Origin of the sequence: Waltera acetigignens (genome assembly GCF_025567015.1) — a bacterium.
GTDB classification, from domain to species: Bacteria; Bacillota; Clostridia; order Lachnospirales; family Lachnospiraceae; genus Acetatifactor; species Acetatifactor acetigignens.
Window position 1 is genome coordinate 109,134 of sequence record NZ_JAOQJO010000014.1, and the last position, 24,782, is coordinate 133,915.

General features: G+C 49.1%; 17 protein-coding genes. 1 reads left to right on the plus strand and 16 read right to left on the minus strand.

Features of this window, described 5'->3' with window-relative positions:
- Positions 1-28: 28 nt before the first annotated feature.
- The 7 genes from OCV96_RS13610 to OCV96_RS13640 all read right to left on the minus strand — a co-directional run bounded on the left by OCV96_RS13610 (position 29) and on the right by OCV96_RS13640 (position 9,870).
- Complete coding sequence (locus OCV96_RS13610) at positions 29-643, minus strand: ECF transporter S component (protein ID WP_262594729.1); 615 nt, start codon at positions 641-643, stop codon at positions 29-31.
- Between the two features lie 129 nt (positions 644-772).
- The gene (locus tag OCV96_RS13615; protein WP_118731449.1) at positions 773-1,990 is read right to left on the minus strand and encodes an EAL and HDOD domain-containing protein; all 1,218 of its coding nucleotides are present in this window, start codon (positions 1,988-1,990) and stop codon (positions 773-775) included.
- A gap of 752 nt (positions 1,991-2,742) precedes the next feature.
- Positions 2,743-6,540: a phosphoribosylformylglycinamidine synthase gene (locus OCV96_RS13620; protein ID WP_118730609.1), complete on the minus strand. Its 3,798-nt coding sequence runs from the start codon at positions 6,538-6,540 to the stop codon at positions 2,743-2,745.
- 260 nt (positions 6,541-6,800) lie between these two features.
- Complete coding sequence (locus OCV96_RS13625; protein ID WP_022312286.1) at positions 6,801-7,736, minus strand: M14 family metallopeptidase; 936 nt, start codon at positions 7,734-7,736, stop codon at positions 6,801-6,803.
- A 7-nt stretch (positions 7,737-7,743) separates the two neighbouring features.
- Positions 7,744-8,673, minus strand: a complete 930-nt coding sequence (locus OCV96_RS13630; protein ID WP_022312285.1) for a M14 family metallopeptidase — start codon at positions 8,671-8,673, stop codon at positions 7,744-7,746.
- Positions 8,674-8,767: 94 nt separating this feature from the next.
- Positions 8,768-9,352, minus strand: a complete 585-nt coding sequence (locus OCV96_RS13635) for a TetR/AcrR family transcriptional regulator (protein ID WP_022312284.1) — start codon at positions 9,350-9,352, stop codon at positions 8,768-8,770.
- A gap of 23 nt (positions 9,353-9,375) precedes the next feature.
- Entirely contained in the window at positions 9,376-9,870 is a 495-nt protein-coding gene (locus OCV96_RS13640; protein WP_207666585.1) for a hypothetical protein, read from the minus strand.
- 165 nt (positions 9,871-10,035) lie between these two features.
- Here OCV96_RS13640 and OCV96_RS13645 point away from each other — a divergent pair, with 165 nt between their 5' ends.
- Entirely contained in the window at positions 10,036-12,321 is a 2,286-nt protein-coding gene (locus OCV96_RS13645) for a cyclic nucleotide-binding domain-containing protein (protein WP_262594730.1), read from the plus strand.
- A gap of 82 nt (positions 12,322-12,403) precedes the next feature.
- On the opposite strand, the gene OCV96_RS13650 is transcribed toward OCV96_RS13645, so the two are convergent.
- The 9 genes from OCV96_RS13650 to OCV96_RS13690 all read right to left on the minus strand — a co-directional run.
- Positions 12,404-12,835, minus strand: a complete 432-nt coding sequence (locus OCV96_RS13650) for a flavodoxin (protein ID WP_227733011.1) — start codon at positions 12,833-12,835, stop codon at positions 12,404-12,406.
- 39 nt (positions 12,836-12,874) lie between these two features.
- A complete protein-coding gene (locus OCV96_RS13655; RefSeq protein WP_117467156.1) occupies positions 12,875-13,477 on the minus strand; it encodes a DUF3793 family protein in 603 nt (200 codons plus the stop codon).
- 153 nt (positions 13,478-13,630) lie between these two features.
- Positions 13,631-14,968 carry a sensor domain-containing diguanylate cyclase gene (locus tag OCV96_RS13660; RefSeq protein WP_118505559.1) on the minus strand — a complete coding sequence of 446 codons (1,338 nt, stop codon included), beginning with the start codon at positions 14,966-14,968 and terminating at the stop codon, positions 13,631-13,633.
- Positions 14,969-15,011: 43 nt separating this feature from the next.
- Positions 15,012-15,851 carry a glycerophosphodiester phosphodiesterase gene (locus OCV96_RS13665; RefSeq protein ID WP_262594731.1) on the minus strand — a complete coding sequence of 280 codons (840 nt, stop codon included), beginning with the start codon at positions 15,849-15,851 and terminating at the stop codon, positions 15,012-15,014.
- A 362-nt stretch (positions 15,852-16,213) separates the two neighbouring features.
- Positions 16,214-18,901, minus strand: coding sequence for a cation-translocating P-type ATPase (locus tag OCV96_RS13670; protein ID WP_262594732.1), 2,688 nt, complete (start codon positions 18,899-18,901; stop codon positions 16,214-16,216).
- A 66-nt stretch (positions 18,902-18,967) separates the two neighbouring features.
- The gene (locus OCV96_RS13675) at positions 18,968-21,001 is read right to left on the minus strand and encodes a methyl-accepting chemotaxis protein (RefSeq protein WP_118539935.1); all 2,034 of its coding nucleotides are present in this window, start codon (positions 20,999-21,001) and stop codon (positions 18,968-18,970) included.
- A gap of 282 nt (positions 21,002-21,283) precedes the next feature.
- Positions 21,284-21,850 carry a CAP domain-containing protein gene (locus OCV96_RS13680; protein WP_022312275.1) on the minus strand — a complete coding sequence of 189 codons (567 nt, stop codon included), beginning with the start codon at positions 21,848-21,850 and terminating at the stop codon, positions 21,284-21,286.
- A 52-nt stretch (positions 21,851-21,902) separates the two neighbouring features.
- On the minus strand, positions 21,903-24,038 hold the full coding sequence (locus OCV96_RS13685; RefSeq protein ID WP_262594733.1) for an LPXTG cell wall anchor domain-containing protein: 2,136 nt from the start codon (positions 24,036-24,038) through the stop codon (positions 21,903-21,905).
- Between the two features lie 167 nt (positions 24,039-24,205).
- Positions 24,206-24,782 (minus strand): LPXTG cell wall anchor domain-containing protein (locus OCV96_RS13690; RefSeq protein WP_262594734.1); only part of this gene is annotated, 577 nt, incomplete at its 5' end.

Consider the following 24,782-nt stretch of genomic DNA (forward strand, 5'->3'; position numbering starts at 1 on the left):
TTTTCATTCCTGTAAATCTCAGATTCGATTACTGCTCTTCGATCGCTGCGTTCTTCTTCAGTGCTACGCTGACTGCCTTGGCAACACCACCGCCTACTACACAGCTCATAGGCATCTCCAGTGCTCCGTTGATACCGCAGAATGCCACGGCAAATGCGAACAGATTTGCTCCGGTTGCATTCAGGCTCTGCAGATACTCGGTATGACCGAAACAGATCATCAGGGTGGACATGAAGAACAGAGTGTTCATAAATGCTCCCAGCAGACCGGTCACAAAGAAAGATACGGTCTTCGTCTTGTCGATCTTCCACAGTGCTTTGAAGATCACACCGGACAGCCATCCCATCAGAGTTCTGGTAGGGATGCATACCAGGAAAGTGAAAAACGGATTCATTGCTACCAACGCTGCTCCAAAAGGATCTCCTGCAAAGCACTGGTAAAAGCTTGTCAGTCCGAATACCAGTCCCAGTACGGCTCCGCCTGCGGGTCCCAGGATCATTGCACCGATTACTACGGGAATGGTCATCAGAGAGATTGCTAACGGTCCGATGCGCAGATATCCAAGCGGTGTAAACGCCAGAATCAGCATAATAGCGATGAGTACGGCCAATTGTACCATCTCAAGTGTCTTGTTCTTTTTCATATGAAATTTCCTTTCCGCGCTGTTTGCGCCTTTGCTACTATTCCTCCCCTTTTATGGAGGATATAATTACAAGTTCTTGAAGAAAATAACATAAATGTATACAAAATACAAGTACATTTTTTAATACAATCAACGTACGGTGCGATACCACTTCAACGCCGATGTATAGGCTTCATATACTGTATTCATATCAATATTCTTTAATAGCATCAGGCGGGATACCTCCGCCCAGTTGGCTGTCTCATACTGCAGCATAAAATCGTACACCGGTGCCAGTACGCCGATGCGGTAGATCAGTGCATTGCTGATCTCGCCAGCCACATGGACCACCTTCAAAGCCTCTGCCATAGGTTTCTCAAGGATCACATCCAGCACAGAGAACAATCCCATCAGGAACAATTCATCCTTCTGCGCCTTCAGGCCAAACGCTTCCGCCAGATTCTCGGCAAATTTCGCACGAAGCAGAGATAATCTGGTGACCTCATTCGGCTTATCCGCATACAAAGCATTGGCTACTGCCGTGTTGATCCACTTTTTCAGTTCCCGTTGTCCCAGCATGGCAGCTGCATGACGGATAGACGTAATCTCCGAATTTACAGCCAGTGGCTGAACCATTTTCAGCAGATCGATCGTAAGTGCGGTATCACGGCTGATGATATCCGCCGCTGTCGTGAGTTCAAAATCCGGGCTGTTCACAATATTCAGCAGGTCAATATAGTTACCCTTCAAGGGTGCCACATCCGTCTGTCCCTTCGTAATGGGAACTCGATAGAACTTACCCTCATAGAAACGATATCCGCCGGTCTCCTTCAGTCTCTCGAAGTCCTCCATGGTATCAATATTACCGGCACACAGATTGATATTCGGAAATAATTTTCCGAAATAAATCTTGGCTTTATCAATGGCTATTTTACGGTTATTCAGAAGGACATAATCCATCAGCTTCAGGACTTCTCTGTAATTTTCAAAATCACTGACCGCAAGCTTACGAATGGCAAGTTTATAGCCTTGCTGTTTCAATTCCTTCAGACGATTGACATACATTTCAATCGGCGGAATGGTATTATCGATCAAAAGTACGATTTTTTCATGAGGTGCATCGCACTGCTCCGGAATATCCGCAAAAATCGAGATATTGCTGATCGGTACGAAGATTTCTTTTCCCTGAGACAAGGTATCAATACCCATTTTCTGGATCAGTTCCAGACCCGTGATCTGGGATGCCCCGTCGAACTGTGCGGTTCCAAGCAACAGAGGATTCAACAGGAAATTCTCCCTCTGGGTAAAAAAGGAGTAGGCACAAACGGCCATATTTTCATCAAAAAGCGGTACTAATGTAAGCAGCATATTTTTACCTCCCAATCTATCTATATTATACCGATTCCGACAAGACTTTACAAGTGGTACTATCAGCACAGAGATGTAAATAGAGAGTTAGTAAAGAAATGCTATCAAATCCCCGTAGCCCTTGGCAGGGTATAAGAAACGCGGCACGCTCGTACTTTTAGTACGATGTGCTCCTGTCGCAGAGCGTAGCGGTACATAAGCGGTCACAATACGACCGCAATGCGTCCCTTGGGACGCTATGGTACCGACGTCTGCTTACGGCACTGCTTATTCTTATACCCAGCCGGGGCTACTGGTTTTTTTGAAAGCTTTCCAAAACGCAGAACTCCCGGCGTATGCGGTGCCATGTCGAAGATGTTTGTCGGAGGATGTTGATATTTTCTAGAAAAGTGCTGAAAGGCAGGGGGAAAGCGGACACGATGTCCGCGTCAGCCGATTGTCGACATGGATGTCGACTGTAGGCGGCCCCGTCATGACGAGAACTACTCATCACTTTTCGTAGAAAATTCACATCCGGAGACCTTACATCGAGACATGTGTATCGCATGCTCCGGGAGTTCGTCTGGTCTAAGGCTCCCTCCGCAATGAGCCACGCTATTCATAAGATTGTCAGCAAAGAACGCTGTCAATCTTATTTCATAGACGGCTGTCGCCGTATAAAAATAGAGTGAACCAGCCTCGCTTGTGCGCAAGCGCCCATCGAGGTGTTCCACTCTATTTTTGCATGGCTCGTAGCTATGCTAACTCTCAATTTACTTAAAGTACTGTACCCCGGATTCAAAGATCTTCATATCCTGCTCGCCATAGATGTTCATGGCCACAGCGGTATCTCTTCTCTCGGAGTGTGCCATCTTACCGAGGCATCTGCCATCGGGGGATGTGATACCCTCGATCGCACAGTAGGAACCGTTGACATTGTATTCCTCATCCATGGATACATTACCGTTCTGATCAGCGTACTGAGTAGCGACCTGTCCGTTAGCAAAGAGCTTGTCGATCCACTCTTTCGGTGCTACGAAACGGCCCTCACCGTGGGATGCGGGATTGCAGTAGGTAGCACCCAGTGTAGCGCCCTGTAACCAGGGAGACTTGTTGGATACGACTTTGGTGTATACCATCTTGGAGATATGACGGTTGATGGTATTGAAGGTCAGGGTAGGTGAATCCTCCTTCTGACCGGTGATTTCGCCGTAAGGAACCAGTCCCAGCTTGATCAGAGCCTGAAATCCGTTACAGATACCCAGTGCCAGTCCGTCTCTCTCATTTAACAGCTTCATGACCGCTTCCTTCAGCTTCTCATTCTGGAATGCTGTTGCAAAAAACTTCGCGCTGCCGTCAGGCTCATCACCTGCGGAAAAGCCGCCGGGGAACATGATGATCTGTGCCTGTGCAATGGACTTCTCGAATTCCTCTACGGATTCGCGGATATCCTCTGCGGTCATGTTACGGAACACTCTTGTCTCCACATGGGCTCCGGCACGTTCAAACGCCTTGGTGCTGTCGTATTCACAGTTGGTTCCGGGGAATACCGGAATGAATACGGTAGGCTTTGCGATCTTGTGCTTACATACATAAATACTGTCTGCCTTGTAAACATTGCTTGCCACTGCCTCGGTACCCTTCACTGCCTTGGTGGGGAATACCTTCTCCAGCTTGGAAGTCCAGGAAACAAGTGCCTCTTCCATGGTGATCTTCACATCACCATATACGAATACAGGCTCCTCGGTCACGGTACCGATCACGGTGTAATCCAGTTCCTTCTCTTCCAGTGCAGCCATCTTGTCTGCGGGGATCTCTGCCAGAATATCGCCCAGTCCGTTGTCAAACAGGTCGTCTGTGGTTACCTCATCGTCGATCTTCACACCCAGCTTGTTACCGAAGGCCATCTTTGCTACAGCTGCTGCCACACCCTTGGAATCCAGAGCATAAGCGGATACGATCGTACCATTTTCGGTCAGTTCGTGGATCTTGCCATATAATTCTGCCACATTCTCATACATCGGAATGTCGAAATCGTCTTTATTAATAGAAAAACGTACCAGCTTATTGCCGGGGGTCTTCAGTTCCGGAGTAATAATATCGCCATATTTTGCCACGTCCACTGCAAAAGATACCAGTGTGGGAGGTACATCAATATCATTGAAAGTACCGGACATACTGTCCTTACCACCGATGGAGGGCAGCCCGAACCCGATCTGTGCATCGTAGGCGCCTAACAGTGCTGCGAAAGGCTGGCTCCAACGCTCAGGATCGCTGGTCATTCTGCGGAAGTACTCCTGGAAGGTAAAGCGGATCTTGCTGAAATCACCGCCGGAAGCCACGATTTTCGCCATGGACTCTGTCACTGCGTAGACAGCTCCGTGGTAAGGACTCCAGGAGGACAGATACGGATCGAAGCCGTAACTCATCATGGTCACGGTATCGGTCTTACCTTCCAGTACAGGCAGTTTGGCTACCATGGTCTGGGTCTCAGTCAGCTGATATTTTCCACCGTAGGGCATCAATACACTGCCGGCACCAATGGAGGAGTCGAACATCTCTACCAGACCCTTCTGGGAACATACATTGAGGTCATTTAACAGTGCCACCCAGGCACCCTTCACATCGCCCTCTTCCAGTTTCTCACCTACAGCGGGAACAGCCCATTTATCAAAATAATTCTCTTCTTCGGAAGGAATATCTACTTTTACTTTGGTCTCCTGATGGGCACCGTTGGTATCCAGGAAAGCTCTCTTCAGATCCACGATGGGCTTGCCTCTCCAGTTCAGTACCAGTCTGGGTTCCTCAGTAACAACTGCTACGGGAACAGCCTCCAGGTTCTCTTCCTTTGCATAGCCCAGAAAAGTATCTACATCCTTAGGATCTACTACCACTGCCATACGCTCCTGAGACTCGGAGATTGCCAGTTCCGTGCCATCCAGTCCGGCATATTTCTTGGGTACCTTGTCCAGATCTACGGTCAGACCGTCTGCCAGCTCACCGATGGCAACGGAGACACCGCCGGCACCAAAGTCGTTACATTTTTTGATCAGACGGCTGACTTCCTCACGACGGAACAGTCTCTGGATCTTACGCTCGGTCGGTGCATTACCCTTCTGTACCTCAGCACCACAGGTCTCGATGGAAGTATCGGTATGTACCTTGGAGGATCCGGTCGCACCGCCGCAGCCGTCACGTCCAGTACGTCCGCCTAACAGGATGATGATATCGCCGGGATCAGAGGTCTCACGGATAACATTCCTGCGGGGAGCTGCGCCCATAACGGCACCGATCTCCATACGCTTTGCCACATAAGAAGGATGATAGATCTCTTTTACAAAGCCGGTAGCCAGACCAATCTGGTTACCATAAGAGGAATAGCCACTGGCTGCGCCTCTTACCAGCTTCTTCTGGGAGAGCTTGCCGTGCAAAGTCTCGGATACAGGAACGGTAGGATCCGCAGCACCGGTGACACGCATTGCCTGATATACATAGCCACGGCCGGACAGGGGATCACGGATGGCACCGCCCAGACAGGTGGCAGCACCACCGAAAGGCTCGATCTCTGTAGGATGGTTGTGGGTCTCGTTTTTGAAAAATACCAGCCACTCCTCGGTCTCTCTATGGTCGCCGTAATCCATCTCCACGGGAACCACTACGGAGCAGGCATTGATCTCATCGGATTCTTCCATGTCATCCAGTTTGCCGTCTTTTTTCAGCTTTCTCATGGCCATCAGTGCCAGATCCATCAGGCAGACGAACTTGTCCTCTCTGCCTTTGAAGATCTCTTCTCTGGTATCCAGATAACTCTGGTAAGTGGTCTCTAAGGGAGAACGATAATAACCCTCACCGAATTCCACATCGGTCAGCTCGGTGGAAAAAGTGGTGTGACGGCAGTGATCGGACCAATAGGTATCCAGTACACGGATCTCCGTCATAGAAGGATCTCTCTTCTCATCATCATGGAAATATTTCTGGATATGCAGGAAATCTTTGAAGGTCATGGCAAGTCCCAGAGATTCATACAGAGCTTTTAAACTGCTCTCGTCCATATCTCTGAAGCCGTCAAAAACAGCAACATCAGCGGGATCATCATACACCGTGATCAGAGTATCCGGCTTCTCCATGCCGGTCTCTCTGGAATCTACAGGGTTGATACAGTAAGATTTGATCTTGGAAAATTCTTCGTCGGACACCTGTCCTTCGATCATATAAGTCACAGCGGTACGGATCACAGGTTCTTCGTCCTCTTTTAAGAACTTCACACACTGCACTGCGGAATCCGCTCTCTGATCGAACTGTCCGGGAAGGAACTCTACGGAAAATACTTTTGCATCCGCAGGAATCTCGATGGTCTCTTCATACAGATCATCTACGGGAGGCTCGGAAAATACAGTCTTGCAGGCTCTTGCAAACACCTCATCCGAAATATTCTCCACATCATAGCGGATAAACTCACGAACCTTTGCCACATCGATACCCAGATAATTTTTCAGTTCGTCGTGCAGCTCTTTTGCCTTGACGGCATAAGGTTCCTTTTTCTCTACATAGATACGTCTTACGTTGCTCATGTCTCTCCTCCGAAATTTTATACTATGCGACACTATTCAGAACCCCATTCGCAAAACCACATCTTGCGATGCTTACTTTTTGCTCATGTGGTTATCTCACCATATAAATATCATCAGATGCCCTTACAATGCGAGCCTTTGACGTACATATGATTATATTTACATGGTTCTGAATAGTATCATACAACATACTATATTTTCCCACAATAGCAGAAAACAACAAATTTAGATAGATTTTACCTGCCTTTTTGAACGGTTCGTCATTCATGCAGTCTGTGGATCAGCCGGTAAGCGATGTCCTTCTCGCAGATCAGGGCCTCCGTGTGGGCGAAAAATACGATGCCGTCCGTGGGGGCCAGAATCTTCTCCCTCACCGTTCCATCGTAAGGGTCTATAATTTCTGCCATCTCATTTCCATAGCGCACATCGTCTCCCGCATGTACTTTTCCCCGGAAAATTCCCGCCCGGTTCGCAGGTACATCACTCAGATCCTTTTCATATATAACATGACTGATATAGCCTGAATGACTCTCGTACCGGATCAGCCCCATACGTTTCAGGAAACGTAAGACCGCTGCCACCGCCTGTCTTGCACTCACCTCATCGATCTGGGTATTCTGATTCGTGTATACCGAAAAGGCGGCCGTCATCTCATCCTGCCAGTTATAATTCAGTGTCTTGGTATCGATGGGTACCGGCTTGCGCACCACCACATAAGGAAGTCCGAACAGATTCGCCAACGACGTATTCTGATAGCCTGTCTCCATCATACGTACATGGGGCACGAATTCTCCCGGTCTGTAAAAGGACGTAAACTGGATCCCATAAACGTAGTCCCGGATCTCCGTAAGCAACGCATTGGTCAGACGGTCCGCCGGCTCCCCGTAATCATTTCCCGGAAAACTCCGATTGATATCCGCTTCCTTGACACCGAAAAAGCGGCGGCTGATATTCACGGAATAGGCATTGATGGTAGGAATCACCAGAATCTGTTTGCCGGCACTGATACAGCCGTTGTTTTCCAGTTCCCGCAGTGTCTTCACCAGTTGGGAACAGATATACATCTGCTGGATCTCATTGCCTCTGGCTGCGCCAACGATGCAGGCAGACTTCTCGCCCTTGCCGAACTGAAAGCCCTTGATGCGCATATCTTCTCTGTAGGTCGAATGTATGGTATAAATATCTCTCTCAAACATAATCTTTTCACTCCGTCAGGATCCGCGCCAGCAGATCTCCTTCATAGACCACCGGATAAGCTCTCAGGGTAAACAACAGCCCTCCTTTTGCGGTACGGATCTGCTGCTTCACCGTCCCTTCAAATGGATCCACCACTTCCCCGATCAGATCTCCTTTTTTCACATAGTGGTTGTGCTCGATCAGCGGCAGGAACACACCGTCTGACTTGCTGCGGATAAACTCCACCTCACCGTCACTGGATATCGCAGGCTCCTGCACCTTTGGCTCAGGGCCTGTCCAGATCCCCATTTCACTCATGATGTGGAAAATACCGTCCACGATCTGATTACCGAAGGATCTGTGGATGTCATGCCCCTGCCCCATCTCCAGCACCAGTGTGGGAACTCCCAGCAGATTCATGGAATGGGCCAGCGTCGATTCATGCACCGTGGCAGTGGCATTCATCCAGATCATGTCGGCATTGGTCATTTTCGCATAGGGAAGCAGTGCCTCCGCAAAATCTTCACTGAGTCGTACCTGTGGGATCTCACGCACAAAAATATCACTGGCGTGCAGATCGATACAAATATCGGATCCGATCAGGGAATCCACCACAGTTGCCGTGATCCGCTCCATCATATCCCCCGATGCGTCTCCCGGAAACATACGGTTCATATCCATATCCAGTCTCGGCACCGTCCGGCTGGCCATGTCGATTCCCAGCGGATTCAATGCCGGATAGATATCTACGATTCCTTTCAAATACTCCGGATGCTCTTTTACTCTTCGCGCCGTCTCATAACAGATGTACTGTCCCTCCAGTTCATCCCCGTGGATGCCGGACACCAGACTGATTCTGGATAAATTCCGTTCTTCTCCCTCCGGACGGATCCGGTTCCTGCGGATTGCCAGATGTCCTCCCGCCGGAAGTTCCATGCTGATGATCGTTTCTGTCATACTTACCTTTTCCCTCTCTTTATCTCTTTGCAGCTTTTCTACACAGAAAATGCTTCAGGAAACTTTCCCTGAAGCATCATCACCCGTTATCTTATTAATCTTCTACACCCAATCCGCGCAACAGATACAGGATCTCACGATCCACCGCTTCCGCCGTCACGCCGATGGTCTGGGCCGAAATCTTCAGTCCTTCCAGCACAAACATAATATTTCTCGCAGTTCCCTCACAGTCCTCGCAGATAAACTCTCCGTTATCCACACCTGCCTCGATCAGTTTTTCAATGATCTTCACTGCGGAATCAAACTGCTTTTTTAAAATATTGTCTCTCTTGGGCAGTTCGTTTTCAAAATAGAATTCATAGGTAGCCTGCGTCAGTGTATTTTTCTTGCGCAGAAGCTCTTTCTTCTGCTCCTTTAAAAACAGAAGCAGGATATCCGCTGCGGTAGCATCCTCCGTAATACTGTCGGAAAATACGTCATCCGCCTCCTCACTCTCCATGCGCAGCACTTCCATGAAGATCTGACTGGTATTCTCAAAATATAAATAGAGTCCGCCACGGCTGATGTCGCAGGCCTCTACAATATCTTTCATCGTTACTTTTTTGAAGCCCTTCTCCACAAATACTTCTCTGGCTTTCTCTACGATATATCGCTTTTTCTGTACTGATTTTTCTCCCATGGATCTATCCTGCCTTTCCCCACTCAAAGCTTTCCGTTCGCCGGTGTCTTATCCCAGAATTCAATGATCTCCTGCATCTGTTTCAGTACCAGATAAAAGATCTGCTCCGATACCGCCTCGCTCCACAGATTTCCCTTTGTTCTGCCGCCTAAGACATATTTTGACAGGATTCCTCTGAGGATATCCCATTCCTTCCATCCTGCTTTCTGAATAATATCCCGCTCCTCCTGATGAGTGCGGATCCGGTGTCTTGTGTATACATAGGCATAGTTGCGATCCATCAGGGGACTTTTCGTCGCTTCCCTGACGAAATTCAGGAGAGTCCCGTCATATACCGGAAAAGACACGGAATTCACTCCGATATCCTGTCCGCTGTAGATAGAGCTGGCTCTCTTGCCGGCGCTCTGCTCCAGCCAGGGCAGGTAGGGAAGTAACGGCCTCACTGCCTGCTTATATGATTCCAGCAACTGCTCTCTGTATTCACTGCTCTGTTCCATAACCCCAATATACCTTTCCATGTACCGTTTTCTACCGAAAACATCGCTTTTTTCGTCTGTCAATGTAAAAGTGACACATATGTAGTTTTATTTTATCACATTTCTATCAAAAGTACAGTAGAAAATTGTTGGTATTATGGTGTATAATGTGTATTAAATATTTGTATGATAAGACGAGGTATTGGAATGGCTGGAATCGTATTGGAGAAGGGGAAAACTATATATAGCTATGGGCAGCCCATGACTGCATTGCATCTGATTACCAACGGTAAAGTAGATGTATCATATCCCGGCGGCTCTTATACTCTGGGAAAGGGAGACGTGATCAGTATCTGTGAGATCTGCTCCGAGATCCATCTGCTGGGCTATACCACGTTGGAGGATACAACGATCCTGACGTATCCCCTGACCAGTCTGGATTCCCTGAATGATATTCTACAGAAGCACCCGGACGTAGCACGTCTGTTCTGTCTGTCCTGTTTCCGTCAGATCAATATTCTGCTGAACCGCAGTTCCATTTCGGAATTGAACTGCAGTGAGCTGTATCGTACTCTGACAGATGATATTGCCACCTACAATACACTGTGTAGCCGTTACCGTCTGCAGGCGAGATCCCTGGAACATTTCGATGAGCTGAATGCTTTTCTTGGGGATGATTCACCGGACATCTGGCTGAACGGCTATTACATGGGCTTAAGCAGGATCCTGGCTTCGGACAATTACCGGATCCTGGTACAGGAGTCGGATCTGTCCCTTGGTATGCTGCGTAAGGGAAGTCTGGACTTCCGCCGTACTTACCAGAGCCTGGAGGAACAGTTCCACTATCTGCAGCAGGTCGGTTCCTTCTATTTCCGGGAATCCGGCAACGATCTTTTTGATTTTTATACTTCTTTGTTCTATAAACTGGGACAGGATAATGAAGACAGCAAGGCGGTCTACGACCGCATTCATCGTATGCTTTCTAAGGCCGGCGATCTGTCCTTCATCGATCAGGAACTGTTTGCCTCCAGATCCCAGACCTTCCAGAGCAGCCTGAATCTCATGGAATCCAAGGATTCCGCTGAGGCAGGTTCTTCCGGAGATTCCGAGATCCTTGGCAAGCTTGCCGGATCGCTGAACACTATTCTGGATTACGCCGGTTCGGATCTGGATACCGTGACCAGCTTCCGTCAGCATGTCCACGCTTACAAGCTGCTGTCCGACCGGGCTTCCCAGGATCAGGATGTCGCTCTTTTACGCAGACAGCTGACCGAAGAATTTTATCTGCTCTACTCCCTCCTGTTCACCCAGACGCTGGAACAGCCGAACATTCCCATGCCGGTCAAAATGTTTCTGTATTTCGGTTATGTGGATGAGGAGCTGGCCGGTCTGAAAAATGCAGTCACCCTGTACCGCATGGCAGAAGCCATGTCGGATCACAGCGATATCGGTGTCTATACCTTTTATGACTGGCTGATGGCCATCTTCCGCGGGAAGAAATCTCCCAGCCGGAACGAATTTGACCAGGATTATTCCGATTATATTCACAAACAAAAGGTCGGTGGCAATATTACGGATGCAGAGCTCAAGGCATTGGAGAACAATCCCATGGCCAAGGTCAATTACGAGCTCCGGAATATGTTCCCTCAGGTCAACAAGATCACCTTCGGACGGATCACTACTTTCTGTCCGCTGTTCTGCGCAGATGATGTGCTGAAGGATCTGGAAAGCTCCTATGTCACCGTTTCCCGTGTCTCCCAGATTCTCGAGGAGATCCGCCGGGTAGATTACACGGCATTCTATAGAGAAAGTCTGGATATGGAGCACATAGATGTCATGGGTAAGGAGACAATTCATCTGGAATATCTGCCGGACATCATCCTGATGCCCAACGTCGGTATCCGCGGTGTCATGTGGCAGGAAATTGAGGGCAAGCGCCGTAACAGCCCCGGTCGTATGGTCTTCTCCATTTTCCATCTGGAGGATCTGAAGACGACCTTCACCCACCTGACCGGTGAATTCCGTTGGGAGCTGTGCAAGAGAGTCCAGGGTAACCGCTGGAACGATGTCTCCATCAGTTCCCTGACCAGTGAATATTTCGATTATATCCAGTTCTACCGCAAGAACCATGATCTGAGTACAGAGGCCAAGGAAAAGGTAAAATCCAGCCTGCAGCGTGCCAAGAACAGTTTCAAGGAAATGTTCGTAAGGGATTATATGATCTGGGTGCTCTTCGAAGGTGCCGGATCCCCGAGACTGAACAAAGTAGCCCGTCAGATCATGTTCACCTACTGCCCGTTCCCGGAGGATATTTGCAATACGCTGGCTCAGAACCCGTTGTATGCCGATCTTCTGGAACGCCGTAAGATCAAGATAGCCCAAGGCTTACATCATCTGGATGTTCTGACCCGAAAGCTGCAAAACGGTAATATTCCGGTTCCCGAGACCGTGGCACAGGAACGCTATTATTTATGTGGCAGCAAAAAAGCATAGCACATACATATAGCAAAAAGATTCACTCTCCACCCGGGGAATGAATCTTTTTGTTATGTTGTCTTATTTGCTTTCAGATACCTTATGCGTTTGCCAGCTGTTTGCCAAGTTCTCTACACTCTGACAGGCCATCCCCGTCCGGTGTCTCATGGCAGATCAGGCCCTCACCGTTCAACACAGTAGCTCCTGCTGCTTCCATACGGGTGGTCCAGTCTCTCATCCACTCACCGTCTCCCCAGCCATAGGAACCGAACAGTGCGATCTTTTTGCCGGAAGCAAAGCCTTCCACATCACATACAAAAGGCTCCATCTCGGATTCCTCCAGGACTTCCGCTCCCATCGCGGGACAGCCCAGTGCAAACTTGGGAGCAGCCTTTAGTTCGTCAAGGTTGGCGCCGGTCACAAATACTACCTCCGCTTCCTTCCCGGCTTCCCGGATACCCTCTCCGATGGCCTCTGCCATAGCCTGGGTGTTACCACCCTGTGTCCAGAATACTACATAAATCTTATCCATTTATTTTTCCTTCCCTTCCGCACCTTTCCGTGCCTGTTTCTATGCTGCGGTACATCCGCAGATATCTATGATTTCTGTCATCTTTAATCCATAATGCAACAGCTGGATCAAATTTTCCCTGGCATATTCATATTTTTCAAAAAGTCTCTGTTTTCCTTCTTTATCCGCATATACTTTCCAATAACCGGTGCAGAGGCTGTTCTTCCCCTGATGTCTGATAAATCCTTCCACATCCTCCGGGGGATATCCTAACAGCAATCCCAGTTCGTGGGGGAACGGCTTCCCTCTCTCTGCATAGGTTTCATAACGATCGCAAAATACCGGCAAAATATCCTCCAGTCGATCGGATTCGTACCCTGCCTCCCGCAGCAGTTTCTGTACCTGCGGCATTTTCAGATACTTTTCCAGCCGGTCTTCCCGATACAACAGTATTACCATTTTCTCCTCTGTCTCCAACAAGGGATACAGGGAAAGCACACTGCTTTCAACGATCCTTCCCACCTGTGTAAAGCCTTCCGGGGAAATCGTCAGCAGATTGGAAATCTTAAGTCCCGTGATCAACGGTGCACACTGCAAAGCCAACTGTAGTTCCACATCGTCTGCTTCCATTTCACACAGGATCTCCCACGTTTCCTGACTCAATCAGCGCTTCACCTCCTGCCATCCAAAAGTCATTGAGTTAGTCGTAGCTAACCTATATAAATAATATAGAAAAAAGCAGTTCCCGTCAAGGGAACTGCCTGATAGAAATTCTCAACATATAAACTTTCAAAATAGCTTTGGAGATTTCCATTCTCAGATCTTTCTGCGGTCCAGCCCTGTACTGCGATAGTATTCTGCCTTGTCCTGATACATCCGTCTCTCGGACTCCGTCAGTAGATGATCCTTTCCCACGGCTTCCAGAGTGTTCACCGCTGCTCCTACTGCCATGGAGACATCATGAGCTGCCAGCTCTGTTTTTAATTCCTCCACCTTTTGATAGAATTCCTTTTCAGAAATTCCGGTGCACAGGACCACCAGTTCATCTCCGCCGATACGGAACATTCCATTTCCTTCAAATACACGTTTCAGGCAGTCACAGCACCTGCGGATCAGGCGGTCTCCGGCGGAATGTCCTTCACTGTCATTGATCCGTTTTAATCCTGTAATATCACAGTATACCACGCCGATGGGCTCGGTATGGTCCACCTGCTCAATGTACCTCTCCATAGCATAACGGTTCCCCAATGTCGTCAGCGGATCCGAATAGCTCATCACTTCCAGCTCCCGTACCAGATTTCTCTGCTTCAGGGACGATACGATAAAGTGTCCCATGATCTGCAGCATCTCCGACACAAATTCAAAATATCTGGTCGAAGGATTGTCTACTCCGTAGAAGCCGATTACTTTCCCATCATCATAAAGCGGAACCACCACCAGGGAATGAATATTCTGTCTTACCAGAACTTCATACATCTGCGGATCCACATCTTTCATTTCTTCCAGATTCTCTGTGACAATACTCTGATTCTCATCAAACTTCCGATACCATTCCGCACAGATCTCCGGCGGTAGATCCTGAAGGGTATCCTTTTCCGGTGCGACTCCCTTGGCTACCCATTCGTATGTATTGTGGTCATGATCGTGGTCATCCTTTTCAAAAATATAGGCCCGTCCCGCTTCCAGATTCTTTCCGACAAATTCCAGCAGCACCTGCAATGTCTGATCCATGCTCTCCTGCCGCTGTGCCACACGGATGGCTTCATTCAACGCAGCCTCCATATTACGGTAATCTTCGGATTTGTGCCCTCTCTCATTCAGATTGCCGCAATCTATGGCGATTTCCATACGGTATTTTCTCCCGTCTTCTTCTACCAGTGTGTCCTTGATATGAAGTTCTCTTCGCAGCAGCGGATTGTAATATTCCCATTCCTTAAAAAAACCCGGCTTTAACTGTTCATTATTACACATGCCACAGGGCAGAGAATTTCCCTGCAATATCTCATAACACTTTAACCCGATGATCTCTTCAAGACTTTGAAATCCATAGCTCTTCAGAGTCTTCTTGTTCATATATATCAATTCATGAGTCTCTGCATCTGCCACATATACATATTCACCCAGATTCTCGAAAAATTCCCATATTTTACTCATATACACCAACCTGTTTCCGTATTCTTCCCCTCATTATAACTAATCAGTATACACTTGCAAACGCTTTACGGCAAGCCTGTTCTCTCAAAAATGTCTGTAATAATCTCACATCATCCGTGATCACACCGTCCGCCCCACAGTTTACGATCCGAAGCATGGCACCGGAAGTATTGGCTGTCCACCCGTATACCGACTTTCCGCAGTAATGAATGGCATCTACCATATCCACTGTAAGATTTCTCCCCTCGATGCTATAGCTGTCGGCATAGTCCAGCTCATAATCCTCTTCTTCCAGATCATGGGCAATAAAAACTGTTGAAATCCCCGGTTCCAGCTCCTTCATTTTCTGCAGGATTCCCTTGTTCATGGAGCCTATAATACACTCATCCACCATATCATAATCCTGCAGCAGAGTCAGCACGCTTTCCTCCAGTGCATCCTCCTGTCCGGTATATTTCAGTTCGATCATCAGAGTGATCCTGCCTCTGGCACAGGTAAGCATTTCTTCCAGTGTCGGGATCTCTTCTCCCCGGTATGCTGCTGAAAAACCGCTGCCCACTTCCAGGGTTTTGAGAGCATCTGCCTCCACATCCCATACGCAGATATCCTCTCCTGTGGTCCGTTTAAAATTACTGTCATGCATAACGATCAGGGTTCCGTCCGACAACTGCTGCACATCAATCTCTGCAATAGGCACTCCATCCCGGATGGCCTGTTCCAGGGCCGCCACCGTGTTCTCCGGAGCTACTTTTGCCCCCGCCCGATGCGCTACCACGATCACAGGAGCGTCTTTACCTGCGGCCTGTACCTGCGGCAATACACCATATGTCAGAAAATAGAGGCAGAGAAGCATAACAATCGCTGTTTTTCTGATAATTTTCATCACATTGCCCTCCCATGAAAGTTATTTGTCAATTTTATTGTAACTATTGACTATAAACTCCATACAAGGAAAATGTTAACTTTTTGTAAATATTCAGAGCCACGTAAATATAACCGGAGGAACGTCGAATGCTTGCATTCGTAAGATCCTCTGGCTATATTTATGTGGCGAAGTAACCACATGAGCAAAAGGAAAGCATCGGAGATGCGATTTTGCGAATGGGGTTCTGAATATTACGACTATCCAGAGCCATGTAGCTTCAGGCAGGGTATTCGGCAGATGCTTGCATACGCAAGAATATCTGCCTGAAGTTATAGGGCGAATTATCGTTCTGAATCGTCGGTAAGCCCGGATAAGCGTACTCACTTCCGTAACATCACTACCAGCTCATGAGCCAGCAGTGGAAATGCTGCCAATACATTCAATAGCAGCCATTCCTGTCCGGACAGATGGGAGGTTCCGAACGCTCCGATGAGAAACGGTACTTCCGTTACCGCAAACTGCAGCGCAAATCCAATAACACAGGCCAACACCATCAGCGGATTATCCCAGGGTCTCATGGCAAATACGGACTTCTGCATATCCCGCATTCCTACTGCATGATACAGCTGGCACATTCCCAGTACTGTAAAAGCATAGGTCTGGGATCGGGCAAGTATTTTTTCCCGGGACAGTAATTCACGAAGTCCCTCCACCCAGTCAGACAGATTCCAGGACAGTTCTCCCCTGCCTGCCATGATCCCACAGGGCAATACCAGAAATGCCGCCAGACCGATACCGGTGATCAGCGCTCCATAGAGTAAGGTACAGGCCATTCCGCCCCGGGCGAACAGACTCTCCGCTGCTTTTCTTGGAGGACAGCGCATCAGGCTTTTTCCGTCATTTTTATCCACTCCCAGTGCCAACGCCGGAAGGGAATCCGTGATCAGATTGATCCACAGTATATGACTGGATTTTAGAGGGGAAGCCAGCCCCAGAGCCACTGCTACGAACATGGTCATCAGTTCCCCGAGATTGGAGGACAGTAAAAATATCACCGACTTGCGGATGTTTTCATAGACGCCTCTGCCTTCCTCGATTGCCTTTTCAATCGTTGCAAAATTATCATCCGTCAATATCATGTCCGCCGCCTGTTTAGCCACATCCACGCCGGTTCCCATGGCTACACCGATATCTGCTGCTTTCAGAGAAGGAGCATCGTTCACACCATCCCCTGTCATGGCCACAATCTCCCCATTCTGCTGCAGCCCCTTCACGATCCGTACCTTCTGGGCCGGAGTCACTCTGGCATAAACCCTGATATTCCTGATCCTCCTGGCAAAAGAAGCATCATCCAGATGATTCAGTTCTTCCCCTGTAATACACTGACTGCGATGCCCTGCAATCCCCAGCTGTCTGGCAATGGCATAGGCGGTATCCACATGATCCCCGGTGATCATTACTGTAGATACACCTGCACGGCGGAAAATCTCCACCGCTTCCTCCGCCTCCGGTCTGGCAGGATCACGCATCCCCACGATTCCCAGGAATGTCATACCTTCTTCCCCACACCCGGGAGTGTTTCCGCTCTGTGCTGCCGCCAGTGTCCGAAGCGCCAGGGAATTCATGAGTTCTACAACCTCACTGATCCTTTTTCTCTGTCCGGCTGTCATTGGCACACTTCTTCCGTCCTGTAAAATATGGGTGCAGTGCTGTACGATCACATCCGGTGCCCCCTTCGTATAGGCAATGCTTCCCTTATGCCCTCCGTTTTTCGGGATTCTGTGATAGGTCGTCATCATCTTCCGGTCCGAATCGAAAGGCTTTTCATCATAGCGGGGGTACTGCTTCTCCAGACGTTCTCTATGCATCCCCATCTTCTCTCCGAAGTCTAAGAGCGCCAGTTCCGTTGGATCTCCGATCCGTTGCTCTCCCTGCAGGGAAGCATCATTGCACAACAGTATTCCCCGGAGCATCTCCTGTACGCATCGGGATTCTCCCCTTCCATTGCTGCCGGCAGCATCCTCCAGCACATCATACCACCAGCATTTTTCCACCGTGAGCCGGTTCTGGGTCAGTGTGCCGGTCTTATCCGAGCAGACCACGCTGACCGCTCCCAGAGTCTCAACGGAAGGCAGTCTGCGGATGATCGTATGTACTTTGACCATTCTGGTCACTGACAATGCCAGACAGATCGTCACCACTGCCGGCAGACCTTCCGGCACCGCAGCCACCGCCAGGGAAATCGCCACCAGCAGCATTTCCGGAATATTTCTGTGTTGAAATACCGCCAGCAGAAACAATGCCGCACATACTCCCAGCGATAAAATACTCAGAAGCTTTCCCATATCCCCCAGACGTTTCTGTAACGGTGTCATTTCCTCTTCCGCATCTGTGATCATGGAGGCGATCCTGCCGATCTCCGTGGCCATGCCCGTAGCTGTCACGATTCCTTCTCCGTGGCCATGGGTCACCACAGTAGACATATATACCATATTGACCCGTTCAGCCAATGGAATCTCGTGTCTGCAGTCTGCCAGAAACAGCGCATCTTTTTCCACAGGTACCGATTCTCCGGTCAGGGCAGATTCCTCTACCTGCAGATTGGAGCTTCTGGTCAGCCGTATATCCGCAGGTACCTGTGCCCCTGCCTCCAGGTCTACCAGATCGCCCGTCACCAGTTCCGCCGCCGGAATCTCCTGACGGATACCTTCCCTGATCACAATGGTCTGTGGACTGGTCAGCTTTTTCAACGCTTCCAGTGCCTTTCGGGCTTTTCCCTCCTGCAGCATGCCCACCAGGGCATTGACCACTACCACAGTGCCGATGATCACGGCATCACTGAGCTCCCCCAGAAAGACGGATACCACAGCTGCGATCAATAATATGTAGATCAGCGGGTCCTTTAACTGCTCCAGAAAAAGCTGTATTTTCGTCTTTTTTCTGGCAGCTTTCATTTCATTTCTGCCATTTTGCTGTAAACGACGAAAGGCCTCACCATCGGTAAGGCCCTTCACTGCGTCACTTTTCAGTTCATTTACGGTTTCCTGTATATTCTGTTTTTCGAACACGGCTGCCTCCAATGCTTGTTTCTATTAAGCATTGTATGTCATATCTTCAGAATTCATTACACCGAATCATCGTACATTTTGATCTCTTAACTGGAATGCTGCGGTCAGCTCGTTCATGTTGGTGGCCTGCGCAGACAATTCCTCACTGGTGGCAGAAGTTTCTTCTGCGGTCGCAGAGTTGTTCTGCACCACTGTGGATATCTGTTCAATGCCCTGTTCGATCTGCATCATGGCATCTGCCTGTGCCTTGGATTCTTCCATGGCTTTCTTGGACTCGTTGGCCAGATCCTCAATGCCTTCCACGACCTTCTGCAATGCTTCGGCTGTCTTGTCCGTGATCTGGTTGCCATGCTCAATCTCCTGCAGGGAAGTCTCAATCAATTCTCTGGTATGTACCGCAGACTGTGCACTGTCATCTGCCAGCTTACGGATCTGATCCGCAACCACTGCAAAGCCTCTTCCGGCCTCTCCTGCTCTGGCTGCCTCAATGGCTGCATTCAGGGACAACAGATTCGTCTGGGATGCGATATCCTCAATCTCACCAATAATATCGCTGATCTGCCTGGAAGTATCGTTGATACGCTGCATGGCATCTGTCAGACCCTTCATTTCCTCTCCGCTGTCCTTCGCCTGCTGCTGGTAATCCATAGCCTTCTGGTAAGAACCTCCCAGTGCCTTGGCATTCTTCTCCACGATCTCGGTTACATTCGTGATGGTAGCCTGCAGTTCCTCTACGGAACCGGCCTGGTCGGTAGCACCTTCCGCAAGTCCCTGGGCAGCATCTGCCATCTGGTTTGCCCCCAGAGATACCTGTCCCACTGCCGTCTTGATCTCATTAAGTGTCTCACTGAGCTTATGGTTCAGCTTACGGATAGATTCCAACAGTCCCTGAAAGTCTCCCACATAGGCTTCTGCGCAACCTGTAGTCAGTGCAAAATTGCCCTGTGACATCTCTCCCAACAGATAATCCGCATCGCCAATCACTTTCTGCAGGTTACCGGATAATGCGGCGGTAGCCTCTGCCAGGATCTGTGTCTCATCCTGTGTCCGGATCACTGGTGCCGGAGTATGCAGATCGCCCTCAGCCAACAGACGTAATCTCTCGGTACACTTTGCCACCGGTTCACCGATCGCCTGACCGATCTTTTTTGCCCTGCGCACACTGAAACATAAAGCTGCAGCACCTATTGCTACACCAATGACAATACATACAACGGTAGAACCAAGGAAATCTGTCAGTGGTGCATTTACTGCCACGCTCCATCCATTGGTTCCTTCTATTGGTGCATAAGCCTGTATTGTGAGGGTTCCGCCTTTCATATAAGTGCCATATCCGGTTGCTCCGGTCATCATCTTCTGCTCTACCTTTGCAATTCCCCGCAAAGATCTGTCCGTCTGAGACAGTTCAATGTTGCTCTTCTGCTCCTGGGCAATCGCAGAATCACAGTGAGCAATGGTGATACCTGTTTCTCCCAACAGATAGCACTCGGAATTCTTACTGACAGAGACTGCCGCAGCAATATCATTTAAGAACTCCGGATCCGGCACAACGAATACCACGCCGACAATATCACCATTCTTATCTCCGTCTGCATATACGGGTGCGGAAATGATAACGCTGAGCTTACCGTCTGTCTTTGCAATCACGGGATCCGATACCACGACCTCTCCCTGCATGGATCTCTTAAAATAATCACGGTCACTATAATCGGTTCCGTCATAAGCACAGATACCGTTGGAGCCGATCAGCTTGCCTCTGACCATTCCATAAGCTTCCACACGCTGGTTGATATACTGTTGCTTCTGCTCCTGGGTAAATACCGGAGAAGACAGCTGATAGCTGCATCCGAGTTCGGATACGATCGTTGTTGTCACCCGTAGTTCCTCTTTGATACGGTCTGCAGAGATCTCTGCCACCACCAGCATATCGCCTTCCAGTGTTCTCATGGTACTGGACAGATTCAGGATCACGGTAAGGATGACCAACGGAATAATCGAGAACACTACCAACCTGCTGATTGCCTTCTGCAGACGTTCCCGGATCGTCGTCATGCCGGGTGTCTGCCCCTTTGTGCCCTTCTGTGATGCTTTTGTACTCATATGTCCTCATTTCTGCGCTGCATTTTTATTATATGCTTTATTTTCCTGTACTCTGTGAAGTGACCACTTGTCCGGCAGCGCCCGGATATTCCATTCATCTCCCTCATTTGGAACAGTGATCTTCTGCAGAGATACTCAATTTTATATGTCGATTTTATTTTACCATGATTCAGGAAAATTTTCTATCTTTTGAAGCCCAAAAAGAGAGTTAATATTCCGTTAAGAATATCAACTCTCTCCTGTCATTTATCTCTCTATCCCCTCATGATAAGAAATACCCTGTTAATAGCCGAACTCCTGGGCAAAATACAACTTGCCATTGGTCTCATAGACCGCAATGCTGCAGGTGGTAAAATCGCCTGCCAGGATATTCGCTGCGTGTGTAGGAGAAGCCATCCAGGCATCTACTACACTCTGTGCGGAATCATAGCCCTTCGCCAGATTCTCGCCCCACATCAGTTCACTGTTCACTGTGTACCAGTCCTTACCGTTGGGTCTGGTATGGGAAAACTTGGAAGCTGCTTCCTGTGCTCTTACCATAGCGCAGGACTCCAGACCGTTGCTCCAGTTCAGTGCTGCCAGGCCGTTCTCTGCTCTCTTCGCGTTTACAATATCCAACGCATCGATAGCCATGGCACGAAGTTCATCTGCACGGGCCAGCTCAGCTTCACTCATACCGGCTTTTCTCACAGAACCCGCCAGTGCCACTGCCTCTTCATCGAACCAGACAGTTCCGTCATCCGTGGCAGGATCACGGCTTACAGAGGATAATTCTGTACTCTTGCCGCAGCCTGCAAGGCTCAGCACCATGATGACTGTCAGAACAAGACTCATCCATCTTTTTTTCATTTGTTCTACCTCTTCTTTCCTTGATTGTTTATAGTAAATATATGTTTATTCGTTATGATTGCTTCTTCTTAATAATAAGCCATGCTCCCAGCCCTGTCAAGGAAAGGGCAAAGCCCCGATTCCATGTATTGGAATCATCGCCGGTCCTGGGTCTTCTGGAAGCTCCCAGGACTGCTCTGTCCGCCAATGGTGTAGGATCATCGGTAATGCTTACAACCCGCTGACGTCTTACACCAAGCACCTGAGGTGTTACCGGGGTTGCCGGCTCAGACGGTGTACCGGGAGTATCCGGGGTATCGGAATCATCCGAATCGTCCGGAGTATCCGGGGGTGCGGTCGGAGTAGTGGTCGGCGTCGTGGGTGTGGTATCCGGTGTGCCTGTCGGCGTAGGCTCCGGAGTAGCACTGGGAGTCGGTTCCGGGCTGGTAGTCACGGGCGGAGTAACCTCCGGCTCTCTGGACAATTCAAACTGCATTCCGAAGCCGTATCTGGTCATCTGATAGCCGTTGTTGGCCAACACACCGTTAAGGTTAGTGGTGATCTTCACTTCTCCGTCCTTTAACAGGTCGGATACCAGAGTATCTGCATAGGAACCTTCCTGTCCGTTTTTCAGCATCCGGTCATACAGACCTTCACCGTCAAAAGTATATACATTATGATATGTCGTGTAATATAAAGCATCTGCTACTGCAGAACAGCTCTCCGCTACTGTGGTATCGGCGGTTCCGTTGGTCAGGATTGCCAGTTCCTCTGCCGTAAGTTCTGAAAAGCCGTAGACCTTATTTCCTTCTTCTCTGGAAGTATTGTTGAACCAGTCTAAGTAATACTGTGCCAGGCAGCTCTGCGTAACCTCTTCCGGCTTCATTTCTTCGCTGCCATATCCTTTTTTCAAAAGAGCCTCTCCGACAATCGCATCCGTAACCTTACCTGCGGTGATTCCGAGATCCCGTAACGGAGCATTTAAAATACGGCGGGGCAATGTACAGAACGCTCCCACTTCACCGATCTCATAACCTTCAAAACCACTGGACAGAACCGTTACTTTCTCTCCTGCCTTAGGCGCTGCCGGGATCGTACCGATCGTGGCCTTTGCAGGATCATACTGATACTCCTTATTACTCTCATTTACCAGCTTTATGTTGTAGTACAGGGTATCTCCGGGCTCTGCCGCATTTCCTCCTGCCACGGTACCGTTCAGATAACCGATGGCATCGGACAGATTGATTCTTACCTTGTCCGGGGCATTGCTGTGGATCGTAATGGTGATCGTTGCATCATAGGTCACCCTGCCGGTGCCGCTTTCCCAATGCTGTTCCAGTTCCGGAGTTGTAGTAATGGTAATACCTTCGGAAATATAATGGAACACTGCGCCGTTCTCATTCTGTTCAAAAGTTACCGTTCCCGTGGGATATTCATAATAATCTACTGCGGATACCCCGGGAATCCTGTAATCGTATCCGTCATAATTGATCCAGGTCTCTGTGGGTGTGGTCACATACCATACCGTGGCAATGGTGACTCCACTGAAGGACCGACCGGTGGTGAGCAACTGATCCATAAAACTTTCCGTTACATTTTCACCATACAAGACGCCGTTGTTGTCATTCACATACTGTTTTACATCCTCAAGGGTTTTTCCGCAGTTTTCTTTATAATAGGAAGTGCCTTCGCTGTCTCCACCGTAATAAACATAGTGTAACAAATCTGCGGGCTTGCAGTCAGAATATTTGTTTACATCTAATGCTACGAATCCAACGCACTGCCAGCTTGCTCCGTTACTTCCGGTTAACTTTCCTTCGGCATCTACCCCTGTATTATCCACAGAAAGATATTTAAAGGTTTCAGCATCATCCAAAGTCATCTTATGACCTGCAAACAATGAAAAATCTCCGTTTGCCGGCTTGTAATTATTGGGCCATACGTTGGGGCTGGCTACCTGTCCTCCCACATATTTTGCCATGGTGCCTCCAGCAAGAATCACCGTTTTGATGGTGGGATAGGTTTTCTCTTTTACAGCAACAACGCTGTCGTTTCCGCTTACACTTGCCATTTCAACAACATCGTTCTGCTCATTCTGCGTTGCTTCTTCCGCCTGTACCGTAAATCCGGTGTTGGAGATGCTGCCGATCATCAGTGCCGCTACCAGAGTTTTTGCCAGTTTGGTCTGTATTACGTTTTTTAACTTCATTTCTGTTTCCCCTCAAAACCAGTATTTCTGTTTTTATTACTTCTTTTTACTCTCCTAATAAGGAAGACTGCGCCAAATGGAAAAAAGGACCAGAATTTGAAAAATTTTTCAAGATTCTGATCCTTTTATACTTTTACAGCTAAGATCGGCTGTCGTTCCGTTCCTGTTTAATGTTCTTTTCGCTTAAGAACAAGCCATGCTCCCAGACTCGTCAGGGAAAAGGCAAAGCCCAGATTCCAGGCATCGGAGTCATCGCTGGTCTGCGGTCGTCTGGATGCTCCGAGGACTGCTCTGTCCGCCAAGGGAACTGTCTCATCCTCGATGGTCACCATTCTGCGGCGTCTTGCACCAAGTACCTGCGGGGTATCCGGGATTCCACCGGCCGGTGTGCCGGGATCTGCCGGGGTACCGGGATCATTCGGGGTGCCGGGATCATCTGGTGTATCATCCGGAGTATCGGGTTCATCCGGGGTGTCAGGTGTTGCGGTTGGTGTTGCTGTTGGTGTAGGTTCCTCGGTTACTACCGGTACCGTCGGTGTCGGCGTAGGCTCCTCGGTTACCACCGGTACCGTCGGCGTAGGCGTAGGTTCTTCGGTTACCACCGGTACCGTCGGCGTAGGCGTAGGCTCCTCGGTTACCACCGGTACCGTCGGCGTAGGCGTAGGCTCCTCGGTTACCACCGGTACCGTCGGTGTCGGCGTAGGCTCCTCGGTTACCACCGGTACCGTCGGTGTCGGCGTAGGC

Coding starts and splice junctions, on each gene's coding strand:
- OCV96_RS13610 (WP_262594729.1), bottom strand. CDS start 643: ATGAAAAAGAACAAGACACTTGAGATGGTACAATTGGCCGTACTCATC.
- OCV96_RS13665 (WP_262594731.1), bottom strand. CDS start 15,851: ATGAAAATTATCAGAAAAACAGCGATTGTTATGCTTCTCTGCCTCTAT.
- OCV96_RS13630 (WP_022312285.1), bottom strand. CDS start 8,673: ATGACAGAAACGATCATCAGCATGGAACTTCCGGCGGGAGGACATCTG.
- OCV96_RS13650 (WP_227733011.1), bottom strand. CDS start 12,835: ATGGATAAGATTTATGTAGTATTCTGGACACAGGGTGGTAACACCCAG.
- OCV96_RS13640 (WP_207666585.1), bottom strand. CDS start 9,870: ATGGAAAGGTATATTGGGGTTATGGAACAGAGCAGTGAATACAGAGAG.
- OCV96_RS13645 (WP_262594730.1), top strand. CDS start 10,036: ATGGCTGGAATCGTATTGGAGAAGGGGAAAACTATATATAGCTATGGG.
- OCV96_RS13620 (WP_118730609.1), bottom strand. CDS start 6,540: ATGAGCAACGTAAGACGTATCTATGTAGAGAAAAAGGAACCTTATGCC.
- OCV96_RS13680 (WP_022312275.1), bottom strand. CDS start 21,850: ATGAAAAAAAGATGGATGAGTCTTGTTCTGACAGTCATCATGGTGCTG.
- OCV96_RS13615 (WP_118731449.1), bottom strand. CDS start 1,990: ATGCTGCTTACATTAGTACCGCTTTTTGATGAAAATATGGCCGTTTGT.
- OCV96_RS13660 (WP_118505559.1), bottom strand. CDS start 14,968: ATGAGTAAAATATGGGAATTTTTCGAGAATCTGGGTGAATATGTATAT.
- OCV96_RS13635 (WP_022312284.1), bottom strand. CDS start 9,352: ATGGGAGAAAAATCAGTACAGAAAAAGCGATATATCGTAGAGAAAGCC.
- OCV96_RS13685 (WP_262594733.1), bottom strand. CDS start 24,038: ATGAAGTTAAAAAACGTAATACAGACCAAACTGGCAAAAACTCTGGTA.
- OCV96_RS13675 (WP_118539935.1), bottom strand. CDS start 21,001: ATGAGTACAAAAGCATCACAGAAGGGCACAAAGGGGCAGACACCCGGC.
- OCV96_RS13625 (WP_022312286.1), bottom strand. CDS start 7,736: ATGTTTGAGAGAGATATTTATACCATACATTCGACCTACAGAGAAGAT.